Annotated in this window: 19 protein-coding genes, 2 tRNA genes and 1 pseudogene; 8 read left to right on the top strand and 14 right to left on the bottom strand. The window is 36.5% G+C overall.

The genetic code is table 11. The features are described from left to right. Positions 1–8: 8 nt before the first annotated feature. The 9 genes from miaB to BLR30_RS10010 form a co-directional block, all read right to left on the bottom strand. Positions 9–1,448, bottom strand: coding sequence for a tRNA (N6-isopentenyl adenosine(37)-C2)-methylthiotransferase MiaB (gene miaB / locus BLR30_RS10050; RefSeq protein ID WP_089858309.1), 1,440 nt, complete (start codon positions 1,446–1,448; stop codon positions 9–11). 116 nt (positions 1,449–1,564) lie between these two features. Then, positions 1,565–2,293 carry an energy transducer TonB gene (locus BLR30_RS10045; RefSeq protein WP_089857797.1) on the bottom strand — a complete coding sequence of 243 codons (729 nt, stop codon included), beginning with the start codon at positions 2,291–2,293 and terminating at the stop codon, positions 1,565–1,567. Beyond that, on the bottom strand, positions 2,286–2,702 hold the full coding sequence (locus tag BLR30_RS10040) for an energy transducer TonB (RefSeq protein ID WP_089857794.1): 417 nt from the start codon (positions 2,700–2,702) through the stop codon (positions 2,286–2,288). The genes BLR30_RS10045 and BLR30_RS10040 overlap by 8 nt, the downstream gene beginning before the upstream one ends. 14 nt (positions 2,703–2,716) lie before the next feature. Next, on the bottom strand, positions 2,717–3,202 hold the full coding sequence (locus BLR30_RS10035; protein ID WP_089857791.1) for a hypothetical protein: 486 nt from the start codon (positions 3,200–3,202) through the stop codon (positions 2,717–2,719). Between the two features lie 86 nt (positions 3,203–3,288). Beyond that, a complete protein-coding gene (locus BLR30_RS10030) occupies positions 3,289–5,022 on the bottom strand; it encodes a thiamine pyrophosphate-dependent enzyme (RefSeq protein WP_089858306.1) in 1,734 nt (577 codons plus the stop codon). A gap of 169 nt (positions 5,023–5,191) precedes the next feature. Next, positions 5,192–6,391, bottom strand: coding sequence for a diaminopimelate decarboxylase (gene lysA, locus BLR30_RS10025; protein WP_175443640.1), 1,200 nt, complete (start codon positions 6,389–6,391; stop codon positions 5,192–5,194). A 154-nt stretch (positions 6,392–6,545) separates the two neighbouring features. After that, positions 6,546–6,740, bottom strand: coding sequence for a DUF5808 domain-containing protein (locus BLR30_RS17910; RefSeq protein ID WP_089857783.1), 195 nt, complete (start codon positions 6,738–6,740; stop codon positions 6,546–6,548). 28 nt (positions 6,741–6,768) lie between these two features. After that, positions 6,769–7,992, bottom strand: a complete 1,224-nt coding sequence (locus BLR30_RS10015; protein WP_089857781.1) for a 3'-5' exonuclease — start codon at positions 7,990–7,992, stop codon at positions 6,769–6,771. Positions 7,993–8,298: 306 nt separating this feature from the next. After that, complete coding sequence (locus BLR30_RS10010) at positions 8,299–9,825, bottom strand: helicase HerA-like domain-containing protein (RefSeq protein ID WP_089857778.1); 1,527 nt, start codon at positions 9,823–9,825, stop codon at positions 8,299–8,301. Between the two features lie 259 nt (positions 9,826–10,084). On the opposite strand from BLR30_RS10010, the gene BLR30_RS10005 reads away from it, so the two are divergent. Together BLR30_RS10005 and BLR30_RS10000 are read left to right on the top strand one after the other, a co-directional pair. Beyond that, on the top strand, positions 10,085–11,494 hold the full coding sequence (locus BLR30_RS10005; RefSeq protein ID WP_089857776.1) for an MBL fold metallo-hydrolase: 1,410 nt from the start codon (positions 10,085–10,087) through the stop codon (positions 11,492–11,494). Between the two features lie 10 nt (positions 11,495–11,504). Beyond that, positions 11,505–11,804, top strand: coding sequence for a thioredoxin family protein (locus BLR30_RS10000; protein ID WP_089857774.1), 300 nt, complete (start codon positions 11,505–11,507; stop codon positions 11,802–11,804). 54 nt (positions 11,805–11,858) lie between these two features. Here the strand turns inward: BLR30_RS10000 and BLR30_RS09995 are convergent, their stop codons facing one another. Beyond that, positions 11,859–12,611 carry a nitrilase family protein gene (locus BLR30_RS09995; protein WP_089857771.1) on the bottom strand — a complete coding sequence of 251 codons (753 nt, stop codon included), beginning with the start codon at positions 12,609–12,611 and terminating at the stop codon, positions 11,859–11,861. Between the two features lie 102 nt (positions 12,612–12,713). On the opposite strand from BLR30_RS09995, the gene BLR30_RS09990 reads away from it, so the two are divergent. The 5 genes from BLR30_RS09990 to BLR30_RS09970 all read left to right on the top strand — a co-directional run bounded on the left by BLR30_RS09990 (position 12,714) and on the right by BLR30_RS09970 (position 17,794). Next, positions 12,714–13,154 carry a DUF6646 family protein gene (locus BLR30_RS09990; protein ID WP_089857768.1) on the top strand — a complete coding sequence of 147 codons (441 nt, stop codon included), beginning with the start codon at positions 12,714–12,716 and terminating at the stop codon, positions 13,152–13,154. A gap of 104 nt (positions 13,155–13,258) precedes the next feature. Then, positions 13,259–14,608 (top strand): RIP metalloprotease RseP, encoded by a 1,350-nt coding sequence (gene rseP, locus BLR30_RS09985; protein ID WP_089857765.1) that lies wholly within the window; start codon positions 13,259–13,261, stop codon positions 14,606–14,608. Between the two features lie 77 nt (positions 14,609–14,685). Then, positions 14,686–14,759, top strand: a tRNA-Asn gene (locus BLR30_RS09980). 208 nt (positions 14,760–14,967) lie between these two features. After that, positions 14,968–15,041: transfer RNA gene (locus BLR30_RS09975), tRNA-Asn, on the top strand. 224 nt (positions 15,042–15,265) lie between these two features. Next, entirely contained in the window at positions 15,266–17,794 is a 2,529-nt protein-coding gene (locus tag BLR30_RS09970; RefSeq protein ID WP_089857762.1) for a DUF5686 family protein, read from the top strand. A 37-nt stretch (positions 17,795–17,831) separates the two neighbouring features. Here BLR30_RS09970 and BLR30_RS17745 read toward each other — a convergent pair whose 3' ends face one another. The 4 genes and pseudogenes from BLR30_RS17745 to rplU form a co-directional block, all read right to left on the bottom strand. Continuing rightward, a complete protein-coding gene (locus BLR30_RS17745; protein ID WP_089857759.1) occupies positions 17,832–18,017 on the bottom strand; it encodes a bacteriocin-like protein in 186 nt (61 codons plus the stop codon). A gap of 50 nt (positions 18,018–18,067) precedes the next feature. Continuing rightward, entirely contained in the window at positions 18,068–18,229 is a 162-nt protein-coding gene (locus BLR30_RS18085; RefSeq protein WP_159102966.1) for a bacteriocin-like protein, read from the bottom strand. 192 nt (positions 18,230–18,421) lie between these two features. Next, positions 18,422–18,679, bottom strand: coding sequence for a 50S ribosomal protein L27 (rpmA, locus tag BLR30_RS09960; protein WP_089857756.1), 258 nt, complete (start codon positions 18,677–18,679; stop codon positions 18,422–18,424). A gap of 55 nt (positions 18,680–18,734) precedes the next feature. Next, a pseudogene (rplU, locus tag BLR30_RS09955) lies at positions 18,735–19,097 on the bottom strand (50S ribosomal protein L21); the annotation flags it as partial. Positions 19,098–19,279: 182 nt separating this feature from the next. On the opposite strand from rplU, the gene BLR30_RS09950 reads away from it, so the two are divergent. After that, positions 19,280–20,167 carry a neutral zinc metallopeptidase gene (locus BLR30_RS09950; protein ID WP_089857753.1) on the top strand — a complete coding sequence of 296 codons (888 nt, stop codon included), beginning with the start codon at positions 19,280–19,282 and terminating at the stop codon, positions 20,165–20,167. Positions 20,168–20,171 lie beyond the last annotated feature (4 nt).

Below are 20,171 nucleotides of genomic sequence, written 5' to 3'. Positions count from 1 at the left end.
GATATCGTTTATTTTGAAACAGTTTCCCCTAAAAGTGTGCCCTGTGTGTTGTCAAACACAAAAACGTTCACAATGTCACCAATTTTCTGTCCTTCCAATTTATCAAAAACACAAACGGCATTCTGCGAATTTCTTCCTTTCCATTGGTTTTCGTTCTTTTTGGAAGTTCCTTCGATTAAAATCTGGTGAACTCTTCCAACGTAAGATTTCATTCTTTTTCTGGACAATTCGCCCTGTAAAGCAATTACTTCCGCTAAACGTCTCTGTTTCACATCAGCCGGAATATTATCCTCCATTTTTTTATGAGCCGGAGTTCCAGGTCTTTCTGAATAGGCGAACATATATCCATAGTCATATTCCACTTCTTTCATCAGGCTTAAAGTATCTTGGTGATCTTCTTCCGTTTCGTTACAGAAACCTACAATCATATCTTGGGAAAATGCTACTTCAGGAACAATTTCTTTTGCTTTTTTAATTAAATCTAAATACTCTTCACGGGTATGTTGTCTGTTCATGGCTTCTAGCATATTGTTGCTTCCGCTTTGCACCGGTAAGTGAACATATTTGCAGATATTATCGTGCTTTGCCATCATTGTAAATACATCAAGACTCATATCCTGAGGATTGGAAGTTGAGAAACGGATTCTCATTTCCGGAACAGCCTTAGCCACTAAATCAAGTAATTGTGCAAAATTTACAGCGGTTGCTTTCTGCATTTCGGATGCTTTGGCAAAATCTTTTTTGGGACCGCCTCCGTACCAAAGGTAAGAGTCTACGTTCTGTCCCAATAACGTAATTTCTTTATAACCACTGTTCCAAAGATCTTTACATTCTTGCAGAATAGAATGCGGATCGCGGCTTCTTTCTCTTCCTCTTGTAAAAGGAACGACGCAGAATGTACACATATTGTCGCATCCTCTGGTAATGGTAACGAAAGCAGTAACGCCGTTTCCTCCTAAACGAACAGGATTGATGTCTGCATACGTCTCTTCCTTTGAAAGAATAACGTTAATGGCATCTCTTCCGTCTTCCGTTTCTTTTAAAAGATTTGGTAAATCTCTGTAGGCATCAGGTCCTACAACCAGATCAACCAATTGCTCTTCTTCAAGGAATTTGGTTTTCAGCCTTTCAGCCATACAGCCGAGAACTCCAACCGTCATGTTCGGTCTTTCTTTTTTAAGATTTTTAAATTGGGAAAGGCGCATTCTTACGGTCTGCTCAGCTTTTTCACGGATAGAGCATGTGTTTAAAAGGATAAGATCAGCTTCTTCGGCTTTAAGAGTGGTATTGTATCCTTGTTCATTAAGAATGGATGCAACAATTTCAGAGTCAGAGAAATTCATCTGACAGCCATAGCTTTCTAAAAATAATTTCTTAGAATTTCCGTCCTTTTCGGCAATTGCAAAAGCTTCACCTTGTTTTGTTTCGTCTATATATTTTTCCTGCACAATGATCTGTTTAAGGTTCAATAATTAAAGTTCAACGTTTTTGACATTGAGTTTTTAAACTTTAAAAATCTGAATTAATTTGCAAAGATACAAAATCTTGTGACAGAATGGCAGGATTATCTTTCGTAAAAAGTCGTTGAGAAACGCATCGGATAATTCACCCTTTGTTTTATCGGTATATTAGAATATAAAGCTGGTTTCCATACTTTATGAAGCCTTGAAAGCGTTCTTAAAAATTCAATATTAAAACTTCGGTCACGTATTTCAGGGTATATTCTGGGATTGGAAATATGTCCCTCTTTATCAACATAAAATTCCAGATTAATATTTCCGTTAATATGATAATCCATAAATAAGGTCATGAATTCATCATGGAAATCTTTTCCGAGCTTATCATAGCCTCCCGGATATTGGGCTGGTATTATGAATTCCATGGCATTATATCCTTCCTTGTAATTACCCATTACATCCTTTGGGTAAAGAATGAATTCTGTAAGTGCACCAATTTTTAGTCCTTTTACTTCCGCAGGTTTCCAGTTTTTCAGGTTTTTTAAAAGGCTTATAGAGATTTCGTAAGCACACTTGTTTTTTGAAATATTTGCCGTATCTGAATCTTTTACCAATTTAATACCGCCTTCTTTGGTTACGATAAATCGGGGTTGATAAATTTCTTTTGAATCACAGTCTTTAACTTTATTTTTCGTTAAATAATCATGACTTTCCCGGTAAAAATTTACCAAACCTCCTTCATAAAAATCTTGTTTTTCCGGATATTCATCTAAAACCTGTGATTGAAAAAAGGAGAAAACAATTGTAAATAGACAAATTATAAACTTTCTAATCATGATCGTACGCATTATTACTAAAATTCACCTTCATTACAAATTTGGAATCTACCGGAATTCCGTTTCGGGTAGCAGGCTTCCATTTGCCTTTTACTTTCTTCGCAGCATATTTCATGTCATCAATGAACATTTCATTATCTTTAAATTTCGGAAGCACCTCTATCTGATTGATTTTTCCTTTGGTGTCAATATTTAAAATGAACGTTACCTGTCCCTGAATTGCATATAAGGCAATATCGATATAGGCGTGTACCATATTCATGAATTCTTTTTGAAAGGCCTCATCGCCACCCGGAAATTCTGCTTTTTGATAGTTCTCCGTATTCTGTTGAACAACAACTGTTGTTGTCTGAGAAAAGCCTTTATAACTTAACATTAATAAAGGCATCATTACAATGTATTTTTTCATGGTTAAAAGAGTTGCTAGATATCTGTAGCGATGGTAGATAAATTCATTTTTATTTTAATCTGGGAAATTACAGGTTTTCCGTTACAGGTTGCAGGGAGCCAGTTTTTTTTAATTCTCCTTACAATGTATTTCATGTCGTCGAAAAATATCTGACTGTTTGCAACTTTAGGAGATCCTTCAATATTGATAACCTTTCCGTTTTGGTCAATTGTTAGGGTAAACGTGAAATCGCCGTTTAACACATAGAAATCAGTATTGAGATACACATACATATATTTTCTCAGAGTTTCTTTATAAACGGAAACTCCGCCTTCAAAAGAAGCTGCTTTGAAATTGTCACAGTTTTTAACAGCAACCTGTAGTAAAGGTTCCTTAATATCTATCTTTAGAATACTCTTATTGTTTTCGGCAATAAAATTATCGTCTCTGTCCTCTACATCAGACTGAGCAAATACAAAATTTGAGACCAGAAGCATTGATAAAAATACAAAAGCCTTCATAGAATTTTTAATGTTAAATTTATTATAACAAAGGTAATATTTATCCCGTTTAAAGAATAGCTTCCTGTAAAATATGAAGTCCTATTTTACAAAATATCTTTAATGTGTTTAAAATTGCTTTTTACAGTATCTAATGCTTCTTCCATTTTCCCGCCGAGCATGAGCTGCGCCATTGATTTCGTCATTCCCATTACCTGATTGAGTTCAATTTTAGGTGGTAAAGCCAGTGCATTTGGATTCGTAAAAATATTCAACAGGTAAGGACCGTTATAGTCAAGACACTCTGTGATCGCAGATTCTACTTCTTCAGGTTTATGAACATTTTTGCCAGGGTATCCCATGGCATGAGCAATCATTGCAAAATCGGGATTTACCATATCGGTTTCATTATCCGGCATACCCCCAACTTCCATTTCAAGTTTTACCATTCCTAAAGATCTGTTGTTGAAAACAATGATTTTTACAGGAAGCTTATACTGAAATATAGTCGCCAGATCTCCCAAAAGCATGGACAGGCCGCCATCGCCGCACATTGCAATTACCTGTCTTCCGGGATGGGCCAAGGATGCGCCAATGGCCATCGGCATCGCATTTGCCATAGAACCGTGATTGAATGAACCCAGCATTTTCCTTTCGTCTGTTCCGGTGATATATCTCGCGCCCCAAACACAGCACATTCCTGTATCTACAGTAAAAATGGAATCTTTTTTTGCCAGCTTGTCCAAAGTATAAGTTACAAATTCAGGCTGAATAGCATTTTCTGTTCCCGGATCTTTTACATAAGTCAACTGATTTTCCTTCACCTTCTCATAAAATTCCAATTGTTGTTTAAGAAAATCAATATCGGTTTTTTCATTTAGTAAAGGCAATAATGCTTTAATGGTTTCTTTTACGTCACCTGCGAGTCCCATTTCCAGCTTCGCTCTTCTTCCCAATCGTTCCGGGCTTTCATCAACCTGCACAATTTTGTTTTTAACAGGCATGAATTTCTGATAAGGGAAATCTGTTCCTAAGAGAATTAATAAATCGGCTTCATGCATCGCGTGATATGCAGAAGGGAGTCCCAAAAGGCCGGTAAGTCCGACTTCATTAGGGTTATTCGGCTGGATGGCCATTTTACCACGAAAAGAATATCCTACCGGTGCTTTTAAATATTTTGAAAGCTCTACCACTTCTGCATTGGCGTGCTGAGCGCCTATACCGCAGTAGATTGTCACTTTTTTACTTTCATTGATTAAGTCTGCCAATTGGCGCAGTTCTTCATCTGATGGACGTAAAATAGCATTGGTTTTAAAAGTTTTATTGGATGTCGTTGCTTCTTCTGCGTCTAGTTCTGAAACATCACCGGGAAGGCCGATTACCGCGACTCCTTTTTTCGAGATCGCATGCTGAATCGCCGTCTGAACTGTTCGCTGAACCTGCTCCGGACGGGTAATCATTTGATTATAATGGCTGCAATCGTCAAAAAGTTTTATCGTATTGGTTTCCTGAAAATAATCCATACCCATTTCATCACTTTGGATAGTAGATGCAATTACGAGCATAGGAAGGTGAGAACGATGAGCTTCGTAAACCCCGTTGATGAGGTGTACGTGGCCAGGGCCGCAACTTCCGGCGCAAACTGCAAATCCGTCAAGTTCAGCTTCTGCGGCGGCGGCGTAAGCTCCCGCTTCTTCGTGTCTCACATGAATCCATTCGATGCTGCTTTTTTTAACGGCTGTATTCAAATGATTAAGACTGTCACCGGTAACAGCATAAATTCTTTTTACATTTGCATTTTCAAGCATTTCTACAATTTGCTCTGCTATATTTTTAGCCATAATTAATATTTTTTTGATGTTATTTTTGTGAATTTGAAATCCGGAAAGGATCAACAGTTTTATCTGAAAAGATTATGCCATTAATAAAATCTAAGAATAACAAGAATTTGAATGGAAAGTTTCTTCATTTAATAAAAAAACTCCGCAAATGATGCGGAGCCTTGTATTGTTAAATTACTTCGATCTGATTTCTCAGAAGATCTTCAAATTCATCTCTTTTTCTTATAAGATGGGCTTTTCCGTTAAGGAAAAGAACTTCAGCGGGTTTTAATCTGGAATTAAAATTAGAACTCATTTCAAAACCATACGCTCCCGCATTACGGAATGCCAAAATATCACCCTCTCTCACTTCGTTCAGTTTTCTGTCCCAGGCGAAAGTATCTGTTTCACAGATGTTTCCGACTACCGTGTAAATTCTTTCCGCTCCTTTCGGGTTGGACAGATTTTCGATAACGTGGTAAGAATCGTAGAACATCGGTCGGATTAAATGATTGAATCCTGAATTTATCCCAACAAAAACCGTTGCTGTTGTCTGCTTGATGACATTGGCTTTCACTAATAAATATCCGCTTTTTCCGACAAGGAATTTCCCGGGTTCAAACCATAATTCAAACTTTTTCCCGGTAGATTTTGAAAACTCAGAAATTACTTTCTCTACTTTTTGCCCTAAAGTTTTTACATCCGTTTCTTCTTCGGTATCCTGATAAGGAATTTTGAAACCACTTCCCATGTCTAAATATTTTAAATTTGGGAAATGCTCAGAAAGTTCCAGCATAATATCCAGCGCCTGAAGGAACACGTCCGGGTCTTTAATTTCACTTCCTGTATGCATATGAAGTCCTTCAACATTTAGGTTGGTAGATTTCATCACTCTTTCGATATGGCGAACCTGATGAATGGAAATCCCGAACTTACTGTCGATATGGCCTGTAGAAATTTTATAGTTTCCTCCTGCAAAAATATGCGGGTTGATTCTTACCAAAATAGGATAAGTGTTTCCGTACTTATTCCCAAACTGCTCCAGGATGGAAATGTTATCAATATTAATATGTACTCCGAAGGTCATCGCCTCTTCAATCTCTGCAAGATCGACACAATTCGGGGTGAACAATATTTTTTCTTTCGGAAATCCCGCTTTCAGTCCAAGTTTAACTTCATTAATCGATACACAATCCAAAGAAGCACCCAGGTTCTTGACATACTTCAGGATGTTGATGTTGGTCAACGCCTTTGCAGCATAGAAGAACTTAGTGTGTTTAAGAAAAGAAGATGTAAGTTTTTCGTATTGAGTTTTGATCGATTCAGCATCGTAAACATACACCGGTGTACCAAATTCATTGGCAATCTTTAGTAATTCTTTTGGATTCATAATTAATTAAGTAAAAATTTCTTTTGTATTGATAAAGAAAGTACAAAGGTAATAAGAAATTCTTTACCATTTAAAATCAAATAGATAGAACATTATTCTTTTATTTTTAATTTTAAAGAATAAAAAACTTCAAAAAAGCATGAAAAAAGTTTTTTTACTTAGTGCTGAAACGCTTTGTTATGAGAATAATCGCTATTAAAATCAATATAAATAGGGTTACAGAAAAAGGATTCGCAAAATTAACCGTCCAGCCTAAACCTGTTCTTTTAGGCGGAAACAAACGTTTATCTTTTTTATTATAATAGAATATACCAAGTTTCCAAAACGAATTTTGATCACGATTTTTCATTATTCTATTTGAGTATTAATGGATGAAATTACTTTGGAAGCGGTAATGTCTCAAAATCACTTCGAAGCAAAGCTAATTGCAATTCGTTGATGAGATCTCCAGACTGATACTGCAGGTCAATTTTCAGTTTAGAAATTTTGCTCAGTGTCTGAATCTGAGTGAAAAGCTCGTAAAATCCATAAGAAATTACCTTTCCGTTTTCAATGACGATAAATAGTTTTTCGCCAAGTTTTCTTCCCTGTCCAAGCCAGAGTTCATTTCGTTTTTTGAAATCAATTTTCTTTTTAAAAAACTCAATATCAGAATATTCATCTATTTTCCCGATAAACTCAACGGCTTTTACCCCTTGTGTAAATGATCTGAACTTCAGGATGGGTTTTTCGGTTTTATTCAGCTTATTTTTTTCTACAATATATTTGTTGTGTCTGTGATAAAGACCGAAAGGCAACGTTTCTTTTTTTCTGATTCCTTTTGAATTAAGGATGAGTTTGGCAATAATATCTGTTCCGGTAAGTTCATAATTGATCTGTGTGACAGCCTGTTGAATGCTTTCCCATCTTTTAGATTTAGAATTGAAAACTTTTTTAGAAAACTTATTGATGTCTTGCACGTAATCGGAAAAAATAATCTTTCCTTCCTCATTCTGAAAATAAACAAAGCCTTTTTCATTCGGAAGATCCTGCGTCAGTTCTTTAATTTTATTAATATAGGTCTTCGCGTTGGCTTCTTCATGTTGCTTCTGAATAATTTCGTTTTCAGTATCCTTTGAAATTAAAAGTTTAAATAATTCCAACGTGGCACGGGCATCTCCATCCGCTCTGTGATGATGGGTAAGAGGAATTCCCAGAGACTTTACAAGTTTTCCGAGCGAGTAGCTTACCTCATCAGGAATCAGTTTTTTAGCAATAGGAATCGTGTCTAATGTATTGATTTTGAAATCATATCCTAGCCTTTGAAAAGACTGGCGAAGCATCCTGTAGTCGAAATCGATATTGTGTCCTACTAAAGTTGTATTGTTTGTAATTTCTACAATTCTGCGCGCAATTTCATGAAATTTAGGAGCCGTTTTCACCATTTTTGGCGTAATGTTGGTGAGTTTCTGAACAAAAGGTGTAATATCGCTTTCAGGATTTACAAGCGAAATAAACTGGTCTGTGATCTTCTGACCATCATACCTGTAAATAGCAATATCTATAATGCATTCTTTTCTGTAACCTGCACCATTGCTTTCTATATCAATAATTGAATACATTAAATTTTATACAACTTTCTTTTAAATTGATTTTACTATATGTACAGGCTTTTATATTTAATTCCGATATGAATTTCAAACCACAAACTTAGAGTTTAAAGAATATACCTTAATTTTTTAATGATGAAAAACATAACTTTTAAAAGACGCTGTACTTTACTTTTAAACGTAACATAACCTATGCCATAAAGCATGAAATTTCGCCTAAGACAATCCTGCTAAATTAGGAAAAATTATGTCAATTTTAACAAATTCAGTTTCAAACTGTCTACAATATGTTATGCTTTACAAATTAATAATCTCGAATCACCTTTTCCTGCCACCAATGCCCAGCATTCCTAAGATTGCTTTCGCACCTTCGCGCATTAAAGTGCTTGTAAACGTTCGTCCCGCTTTGCTCTGCAAGACTTTTTCGAACATTCCGGGTTCTTCTTTTACAGGTTTTGTTTTTTGATTTGAAGGTGCTTCAGCCGCGGCCTTCTCCATTCTTCGTACTAAAATTTCGTACGCTGATTCGTTGTCAATCACTTTTTTGTATTTCGCAACTAAAGCCGAGTTATCTGTTAATTCCGAAATCTCCGCATCGTTGAGAATATCCATTCTGGACTCCGGTGAAATTAAAAATGTATGAACCAGCGGTGTGGGAATTCCTTTTTCATCCAGAGCAGTTACAAAAGCTTCGCCGATTCCCAAATTCTGAATCAGTGTCGGAGCATCATAAAATTCTGTTGTGGGATAATTTTCGACTGCCTTGGAAATTTCTTTTTTGTCTTTTGCTGTGAAGCCTCTCAGTGCATGCTGAATTTTCAGACCCAATTGTGAAAGAATAGCTTCGGGAACATCTCCCGGTATCTGGGTAATAAAATAAATACCAACTCCTTTTGAACGGATCAGTTTTACCATTGTTTCGATCTGAGAAACCAATGCTTTGGAAGACTCATCAAAAATCAGATGTGCTTCATCAATAAACAGAACCAGTTTCGGTTTACCGGTATCGCCTTCTTCAGGAAAAGTCATATAAATTTCAGCAAAAAGGGAAAGCATAAAAGTAGAAAACAACTGTGGCTTACTTTGAATATCAGCAACTCTTAAAATATTGATAACTCCTTTTCCGTCTCTTGTTTGTAGCAGGTCATTCACATCAAAGCTTAATTCTCCGAAAAATGTTGAAGCCCCCTGTTGCTCCAACGCAACGATTGATCTCAGAATCGCACCTAATGAAGAAGAAGTAATCGATCCGTAATCTGCCGCAAGCTCTACTTTTCCTTGGGGATTTTCCGTAACGTACTGAAGAACTTTTTTAAGATCATTTAAATCAATCAAAGGTAATCCTTTGTCATCACAATATTTGAAAACAATCGCCATGATACTTTGCTGTGTATCATTCAGCTGTAAAATTTTACTTAATAAAACCGGTCCGAATTCAGTTACTGTGGCTCTTAATTTCACTCCTCTTTCTCCGGAAATGGTCATTAATTCTACCGGAAAAGGTTGTGGGCTATAAGGAAGCAGCGTTTTTGCATATCGTTCCTGAATGGCGGGATTTTCTTTTCCTGCTTCGGCAATTCCTGAAAAATCACCTTTGATATCCAAAACCAAAGAAGGAATTCCGGCATGAGAAAGCTGTTCTGCAAATACCTGAAGTGTTTTCGTTTTTCCCGTACCTGTTGCACCTGCGATAAGTCCGTGACGGTTAATGGTTTTTAAAGGAATTGTGACGTTTACTTCGGGAACGACTTCTCCATCCAACATTCCTTTTCCTAATATGATATGATCTCCTTTCGGCGTATATTTTTTGTTTAATTCTTCAATGAATTGTGTCTTATTTGTCATTTCATTTTTTACATAAATATAAATTTTTTAGAATATAGAGTCAGTAGTTTTTTTCATAATTTATTTTGAACTACAAGTTTTAACAAATATACTTACCTTAGTATCACGAAATTCCGAACTATTTGTATTATAAATGGATAATGAGAATATCTGAGCTTTATAGATTTATTCTATCAATACAGATTTTTTTATTTTGCTTTTTTTAAAAAAATAAACACGATTTTTGTATCTTAAACATTAAAATAGTCACAACCGCATAATGAAAATCGAACAAATATATACAGGATGTCTTGCTCAGGGTGCTTATTATATCGTATCAGAAAATGAAGCAGCAATCATTGATCCCTTGAGAGAGGTAAAACCTTATCTGGATCGCCTGGAAAAAGATAATGTAACGTTAAAGTATATTTTTGAAACGCATTTTCATGCAGATTTTGTTTCGGGACATTTGGATTTAAGTAAGAAAACAGGAGCGCCAATCGTTTACGGACCCACTGCACAACCTGAATTTGAAGCTGTTATTTCAAAGGATAACCAGATTTTTGAGTTGGGGAAAGTAAAAATAAAAGTTCTGCATACGCCAGGTCACACAATGGAAAGCACAACTTATCTTCTAATTGACGAAAACGGTGTGGAAAATGCCATTTTTACCGGGGATACATTATTCTTAGGAGATGTGGGAAGACCTGATCTTGCACAGAAGGCTACCAATCTGAGTCAGGAAGATCTTGCCGGAATTTTATACGATAGCCTGCATAATAAAATTATGCCTCTTGATGATAGCATTACGGTATATCCGGCTCACGGAGCAGGTTCTGCATGCGGAAAAAACATGCAGAAAGAAACGGTGGATATCTTAGGAAATCAAAAAAGAACAAATTACGCACTCAATCAGCCGGATAAAGAATCTTTTGTAAGAGAAGTTCTTGATGGGCTAACTGCTCCTCCAAAATATTTCGGAATGAATGTCGCCATGAACAAAGGCGGTTATGAAAGTCTAGATACCGTAATGAATAAAGGACTGACTCCAATTCCTGTGAAAGATTTTGAAGCTTACGCAGAGGAAACCGGCGCATTAATTTTAGATACAAGAAGCGCTGGAGAATTCTATAAAGGATTTGTTCCAAATTCTGTAAATATCGGACTCAAAGGTGATTTCGCGCCATGGGTTGGAGCCTTGGTCGTTGATGTAAAACACCCATTGTTGCTGATTGCTGAAGGAGGAACTGAAGAAGAAGTAATTACAAGGCTTAGCAGAGTTGGATTTGACAATGTTTTGGGATATTTGGAAGGTGGTTTTGAAGCCTGGAAAAGCAGCGGAAAAGAAACCGATGAAATTAAAAGGATATCACCTGAAGAATTTGCAGGGCAATTCACCGAAGATTCAAAAGTGATCGATGTACGTAAAATCTCGGAATATTCTGCAGAGCATATTGATAATGCTTACAATCGGCCTTTGGATAATATCAGCGACTGGGTAAATACCATCGATGATTCCGAACATTTTTTCCTTCACTGCGCAGGCGGATACAGAAGCATGATTGCAGCAAGTATTCTTAATTCTCATGGAATCAGGAATTTCACAGAAATAGAAGGAGGCTTTAACGGAATTAAAAAAACAGGAAAACTTCCGACTTCCGATTTCGTTTGCCAGTCTAAAACACTGTAAAAATAAAATTATGTCACAAAAATTCCAGGAAATAATAGAATCCGAAAGACCTGTATTGATTGATTTTTTTGCAACATGGTGTCAGCCCTGCAAAGTACAGTCTTCGGTTCTCAACACCGTAAAAGAAAACATAGGCGAAGGTGCAAGAATCGTTAAAGTAGATGTAGACCAATATCCGGCAATAGCTTCTCAGTACGGCGTGCGTGGCGTTCCTACATTAGCCATTTTCAAACAAGGAGAATTATTGTGGAAAGAAAGCGGCGTGCATGATGTTAATACGCTTACACAACTTTTACAACAATACACTTAAAAGAAAGGCTAAGGTTGAGGATTCTAAGTCTGAACCTCAACCTTAGCCTCAATTTTATAATTCAATTGAAAAAGAATCTCGGTCATTCAGAAACTGAAAATGATTTCTGAAATCTTTTAATTCCTCTAAATTTAATTCCGCAGTTACAAGATTTCCTTCTTTTTGAGAAATTTCTTTTCCATCCGCAAAGAAACAGTGTGAACTTTCCTGATAAAAAAGGCCATTTCCATCCGTTCCGATTCTGTTGAGTCCGAAAACAAAAGATAAGTTTTCAATTGCTCTTGCTTTCAAAAGATGTTCCCAAGCCGCAACTCTTTTCTCGGGCCAGTTGGCAACGTATAAAATCGCATCATAATCATTATTATTTCTCGCAAAAACAGGAAACCTAAGATCGTAGCAAACCTGCAGCAAAATCCTGAAATCCTTATAATTTACGATAACTCTTTCATTTCCGGGCGTGTACACTTTATCCTCACCGGAAAAAGAAAATAAATGCCGTTTATCGTAGAAATCAACTTTTTTATCGGGATGAACAAAATACATTCTGTTATAAAATTTACCGTTTTCTTCTACCGGAGCACTTCCGCAAAACGCTGCATTTTTCTCTCTTGCCATTTTCTTTAGAAAATCAAGAGATTCCTGATGTGTGTCTGCAACTTCCGCAGCATCCATACAAAAACCTGTCGAAAACATTTCGGGCAGAAGGAAAAGATCTGCTTCCTGATGTTGCAGCTCTTTTTCAATATGTTTGAAATTCTGCTCTTTGTTCTTCCAGCTAATATCTAAATTCAGTCCTGTGATTTTCATAAACTATGTTAAAAAACTTCACTAAAAATACGATTTTAAGATGATTTCGGTTCTATCTTTGTTGCAAATAATTTTTTAAACAATAACATAAAAGAATACTTTATGAAGAAATTGATTTTTATGCTGATGCTGATTTTTGCAGGAGCAACAGCCAGCGCGCAGGCCTGGACAGGAAAAGGAGACCAGAAAATCAATGCCGGTTTAAGTGCATGGGGATACGGAACAGGAATCACAGGAACATATGACTATGGACTCAATGGGCTTATCTCCGTAGGTGCCGGACTGAATGTCTATTTCAGTAATTATAAGGATAATGACAACGATAACCGTGTTTTTGTTTTTGGAAGATTGAATTTTCATTTAAAAGACGTTTTGCAGCTGCCGGAAAAACTGGATATCTATCCGGGTATGGACGTAGGAGTTGTGGGAAAAGATTTTGGTCTTGGCGCTCATATTGGCGCAAGATACTTTTTTACCGAGAGAATCGGAGTTTTTGCAGAAGTCGGCAACAATGGCAGTCTCGGAGTATCTATTAATTTATAATAAATCATTGCATTATATGACAAAGCTTCTCGTTTCGGGAGGCTTTTTTATTTGGCATAGTTTTGAGAATTGTTACCTTTGCAAATTAACATACAAAAGCATTAATGGAAATAGCAATCAAACTGTTTCAATTTATATTGAGCATTTCTATCCTGGTTATTCTACACGAACTTGGGCATTTCTTACCCGCAAAATGGTTTAAGACTAAAGTTGAAAAATTCTATCTGTTTTTCGATCCGTGGTTTTCTTTAGTGAAGAAAAAAATTGGTGAAACCGAATATGGAATTGGATGGCTTCCTTTCGGAGGTTACGTAAAAATTGCCGGAATGGTGGATGAAAGCATGGATACCGAGCAGTTAAAACAGCCCGCTCAACCTTGGGAGTTCAGGGCAAAACCGGCATGGCAGAGACTAATCATCATGTTGGGTGGAGTTACGGTAAATTTCTTCTTGGCATGGCTTATATATACTTGTCTTTCTCTTTTTAATGGTGAAATCTACACTGATCTTACAAAATTTGAAAATGGAATAGGAGTAACGGAAGCCGGCAAAAAAATGGGATTCCAGAATGGTGATAAAATCGTAAGTATTGACGGAAAGCCTGCCGAAAGACTGGAAAACGCTTCCATCAATATTTTACTGGGAGATCATGTAACGGTTCTCAGAAACGGAAAAGAAACCACTTTCCCGATTAATAAAGACGGTGTTGCAGATGTTTTGAAGCAAAAAGAAGCCAAACTATACATCACACCGAGATTCCCAATGATGATTGATTCTCTTGTAACGCCATCTGCAAAAGCTTCCGGGCTTGCTAAAGGAGATAAAGTAATTGCTATCAACGGACAGCCAACACAATATTTTGATGAGGTTGGAACTATTTTAAATCAGAATAAAGGGAAAAAGGTAACTATTGAAGTTTTAAGAAACGGTAAACCTGAAACGGTTTCAGTTGCGGTTGATAAAAACGGGAAATTAGGGATTTTAACTGATCAAAAAGCCCTTTTAAATGTTGTTACCAATAAAAAATATTCTTTCGGAGAAGCGATTCCGAGAGGTTTTGTAAGAACAATCGAAGCGCTTACCATGCAGGTAAAGCAGTTTAAGATCATGTTTAATTCTAAAATCCAGGGATATAAAAACGTTGGTGGTCCTATCGCTATCGTTAAAAACATGCCTGTTGACAAAGATATAAACGGTAATTTTTCTGTTAACTGGGCTGCATTCTGGAGCTTTACGGCAATGTTCTCTGTTTGGCTGGCTTTCCTGAATTTAATTCCGATTCCTGGATTAGATGGTGGACATGTAATTTTTACATTGTATGAGATTATTGTAGGAAAACCTGTTCCTCAGAAGGTTCTTGAAAACGCTCAGATGATCGGTGTAATCTTCCTTTTAGGGTTGATGATTTTGATCTTCGGAAGTGATATTTTCAAGATATTTGCAGGGAAATTGTAATATCTAAAAATTTTAAAAAAATATTTGCAGGGTATAAATATTCGTCCTATATTTGCACCACTTAAAACAAAGGACATTCCTCCTTAGCTCAGTTGGTTAGAGCATCTGACTGTTAATCAGAGGGTCGCTGGTTCGAGCCCAGCAGGAGGAGCAAAAAGACTTACAGAAATGTAGGTCTTTTTTTATTTTAAAAATGTTGAAAAAATCCTCTTAAAAAAATTCATTTTTAATTAACTGAAAAATAATTAAATAGCTCTTCAATGCCTATTATCAAAGGATATTTTTCATTATTTCTAAAATAAAAATTTGTTTGGTATTGAAAATGATATTATATTTGCACCACTAAAACAATAGGAAATTCCTCCTTAGCTCAGTTGGTTAGAGCATCTGACTGTTAATCAGAGGGTCGCTGGTTCGAGCCCAGCAGGAGGAGCAAAAGACTTACAGAAATGTAGGTCTTTTTTTTGTTTTACACGTCACTATTATCTTTTTGGTTATGTGGCTCATAAATAATAGCATTAACACCCTCTGAATAACCACCTTATTTCACTACATTTGCAGTTTTGTATTCAGATATTTAAAAATTTAAATATTATTGAATCCTTTTACAATAAATCTGCATACTTTTTGTTTATGCAATAGCTTGAAGAACAACAAATGTTAATTAACAACTCGAGATATTATCCTCTTTTTATTTTTATCCTCTTATCACATTTTGTATGCGCCCAAAACGCTGCATCCGGAAAAATCGTAGACGCTAAAACGAATAAAGAACTCACCGGTGTCGATATCTTTATCAATGAAAGCAATAAGGCTGCACTGACGACAACTTCTGGGAACTTTGCCGTTCAGTCTGACAGTATTATTTACAAATTGAAATTTTTAAGGAAAAATTATTCCTTAGAAAGTGTAGATGTAACTCCTGAAAATGCAACGAATATTTTTGTAAAGCTTTCCCAGGAAAAAGAAAGCAACATACAGGAAGTGGTCATCCATAACGAAAGACCTAAGTACAAAAATAAAAAAGAAAACCCTGCCTATGCGATCATGCAGAAAGTTTGGGCGAGAAAGAGAAATAACGGTCTGGATAAATTCGATACTTACACTTACAAGGAATACGAGAAAATCCAGTTCGACGCCAATAATCTGGATAGCGCTTTCATGAAGAAGAAAATCTTCAATAAGCTGGAATTCATCTTTGATTATAAAGATTCTACTGCTAGCGGTAAAATCGGACTTCCTGTATTTCTTAATGAAGCTGTTTACGAAAATTATGGTGAAAACAGACCTTCCAAAAGGACAAAAAGATTGTTGGTAGCTCAAAAAACCTCAGGTTTCCAGGATAATCAGATTGTAACGCTTACTGCTAAAAACCTATACAGGGATATTAATATTTATGACAATACGTTAAATTATTTCGACATCGGCTTTCCAAGTCCGGTAGGAGAAACGGGCTTCAGTACGTATGATTATAATTTGGTAGACACCATCTCTATACGCGGCGAAAATACTTTTAAAATCCGCTATTTGCCAAAGAGAACGGAAGTTCTGGCATTTCAGGGATATCTGTATATTGATACAGACAGTTATGCGGTTTTAGGAGCTACTTTAAAATCAACCCAGAAAATCAATGTTAATTTCATTAATGGAATTTCAACCGAGCTTGAATACGATAACCCTGACGAAAATACCTTTTTACCCAGAAAATTCGTCACGGAAATTGAAATGACACCGTTTTCGAAAAAGAAAACCGCAAAAAGTATTGTTGCCAAACGGTCGGTTGATTATTCTGAATATGAATTTAATAAACCTTTGGAAGATAAGATTTTCAAAAGAACCGAAGAAGAATATTCCGATAGCTTCACGGACAAGGATGATGCTTACTGGCTTAAAGCCAGACCGGATTCTTTATCTAAATCCGAACAGGGAATTTATGATATGCTGGATAAGCTTCAGCAAACCCCAAAATTCAACAGAATTGTGAAGTTATATGAAACGTTGGGTTCCGGTTATTATAACGTAAAAAAATTAGGGATTGATATTGGTCCCATTTTCTCAGTTTACGGTAAAAATGAAGTAGAAGGAGACAGAATAAGGTTAGGGGCAAGAACTTATTTTACACGAAATGACCCTTGGAGAGTCCAGTTTTATACCGCTTATGGCTTTAAAGACGAGCAGGTAAAATATGGTGCTGAAGCAAGATTTATGTTTAATCGGGTAAACCGATTTACCGTAGGAGCCGGAACCCGAAGAGATATTTTACAACTTGGAGTACAATTGACGAATGACGATGGAATTATGGCCAGAACATTTGCTTCATCAACAATTTTTGCAAGAGGAGAAAATGCATCTTTAAGTTCGGTTAATCAAACCAATATTTTTACTTCAATAGAGCCCTGGAAAAACTTTCAGATAAGACTTGATGGTACCATGCAAAGCATCAAATCTGCCAATCCTGACGGTTTTAGCCTGATGTATTATAAAGATGGCGGTTTGAGAAAAACAACAAACGATTCACACTTTACATTAAGTTTAATCGCAAGACCCGGCGCAAAATTCTCGCAAACTGGCCTAGACCGTTATGAGCATGGAACATTAGCTCCGACAATTGTCTTAAAATACACCAGAGGCTTTGAAGGATTATTCGGTTCGGATTTTAATTATAATAAACTACAGTTCCTATTCTATAAGCCTGTTTTAATCGGGAGCTGGGGAAAAACGTTGGTCAGCTTTGAGGCAGGGAAAAACTTTGATACCGTTCCTTTGGCTTTACAAAATGTTATTCCGGGAAACCAGTCGTACAGCCTTGCCCAAAATACTTTTGCCCAGTTAAACTATTATGAATTCGTTGCCGACACTTACACAACGCTTCATCTTGAACATCATTTTAATGGAAAAATACTTTCATTCATTCCTCTTATCAAGAAATTAAAATTACGGGAAATTGCTTTTATCAGAGGGGCTTACGGAACACTGAGCGATGCGTCAAAAGCAATTAATGTGGAAGGATTTAAATATTCTGCACCAAGCGATCATATTTATTACGAATACGGATTCGGGATTGAAAATATAGGTTTTGGAAACCTGAGAATTTTCAGGGTCGATTTCAACTGGCGGGGTAATTATCTTGACCGTCCCAACATTTCGACATTTGGGATAAAAGCAGGATTTCAGGTTGGCTTTTAAAATACAAAACTCCTTCAAATCGAAGGAGTTTTTTTGCTTAATATTCTGCAGGATAATCTTTGCAGCCGTTGCAATGCGCCACAATATAAACGATTTTGCACGGCGGTCTTTGTCCTTCCGGAATGCTACAATACACATCACACGGTAAGCATCCCTGATCAGGGGTGGCTCCACCCATTACGTTTTTTAGCTCCTGTCTGTTGACTTTCTTTAAATTTTTCATGATAATGGATTTTAAATTAATTTAAGCGTTTTCAAATTATAAGTGAAGATCTAGCAAGAGCAAGGAGCATCGATTACTGCATTGCGGCAGTTTGCTTTTTGCCATTCGGTCCACGAGCACCACTGTGAGCACCAAGTTGCAAGTCCGGGACATACTTCTCCTCCAGCTATTGTTTTAAGCTGCTTTTTTGTTAGTTTTCTTAGATTTTTCATATTGATTTTGTTTAATTTGTCGCCTACTCTATCTGCTTTTCGGCTACTGCAATATTATTAACTTTGTGATTATCAAATATAAAAATATTTCTCAATTAAATGAAAAAAAATACGTTGAATTAATTTTTTCTACCCACGCACAAAAAAACCTCAGCAAATCTGCCGAGGTTTTGATTTTATAAAACGCTTAAATTATGCGTTTGCTTCTACAGATACGAAAGATCTGTTATTTGCTTTCTTAGTGAAAACTACTTTACCGTCTACTAGAGCGAACAAAGTGTGGTCTTTACCGATTCCCACGTTTGCACCTGGGTGGTGCTGTGTACCTCTTTGTCTAACAATAATATTCCCGGCAATAGCCTCCTGACCTCCGAAAATCTTTACACCTAATCTTTTAGAGTGAGATTCTCTACCGTTTTTGGAACTACCAACTCCTTTCTTATGTGCCATTTTATTTTAAGGTTTTTTGGTTTAACAATTATTCTGCGCTTTCAGCAGCTTCAGCATCTGCCTTTTTTGTTGTCTTTTTAGCAGGTTTCTCTGCTTTTTTAGCTCCTTCAAATCCCGTAATACCAGTGATCTGAATCTGAGTTAATGATTGTCTGTGACCGTTTTTCACTTTGTAACCTTTTCTTCTTTTCTTTTTGAAAACGATTACTTTATCAGCTTTTACATGGTCTAGGATCTCTGCTTCTACAGTGATTCCGCTTACAGCTGGGGCGCCTACAGTGATTGCTCCGTTTACAGTAAGAAGCACTTTATCAAAAGATACTTTCCCTCCTTTGTCTCCTGACAAACGGTTTACAAACAACTTCTGGTCTTGTTCAACTTTGTATTGAAGCCCTGCTATTTCTACAATTGCAAACATTGTTTATAAGATTTTTAGTTATTTCGAGGTGCAAATATAAGAATTATTTTCTAATCTACTAAAATTCAACGTAATCTTTTTTAAATTAAAATTTTAACTATGTTTTGAATAATTTATCACAATAAAGTGATGTTAAATTCCGTTAAATTTAATAACTTCGTTACTACCAAAAAATATTATATATGAAAAGAAACTTTAATTTCCGCATCATTGCGGGAGCCATTGCTGCACTTTTTCTGTCAGCATGTAATGACGAATCACTGGAAACTCCTGTACAGCCAGAGCAACAGGCGCAAAGCCTGAAGATTGACCAGCCCAACGATTTTGAAAAAGTATGTTATTATGTAGACCAATATTGGAGTTCGTCTTCGGTTCTGCTTACTTCTCTACAAAATTCTACGGATACCAATTTTATGAATTCTCAGATGACAAACATTGCAAGTATGTGGGGAAGAAGCAAACCAACACTTCGATTTGTCAATGATCCGTCGAATTACAATTCTACCTATAATGCAATCTCGTATTCAACGGGTAAAATTTATTACGGATATGCCATTTATTACGATGCTAAGTCAAAAGGCGGAAACATCGTTAATGCGATGATTTTAGCTCATGAGTACGGACACCAGCTGCAATATATCTTCGGACTTCCTTCCGTTAGCGAATCTACAGCAAGACCCAACGAGCTCGAAGCAGACGGATTTGCAGGATATTATTTAAGAAGACCTAATGGTTACAACCAGACCAGTTTCAACCAGATTGCTGCTGCTTATGAATTTGCACAAAGCATCGGAGATTACCAGACATCAAGCCCGGGGCATCACGGAACGCCGCCCCAGAGAAGATCTGCTGTACGTTTAGGCTTCCTGTTGGGACAATATGATCTTACGGCTTCTGCGTTTGATTATAACTTCTTCTATTACTATCAGGGTGTTTTAAATGGAACTTATAAAACCGCAAAAAACTCTCAGTATCCTGAACTCGATGCTTACATGAGCCAATATCTTGACGAGTTAAAGAAAATTCAGACCGGAGAAATATCAGCAGAAGAATTTAAAAATCTTAAGTAACATT

This window comes from Chryseobacterium taeanense, assembly GCF_900099685.1.
GTDB classification, from domain to species: Bacteria; Bacteroidota; Bacteroidia; order Flavobacteriales; family Weeksellaceae; genus Chryseobacterium; species Chryseobacterium taeanense.
This window is presented reverse-complemented; position numbering and strand designations above follow the sequence as displayed.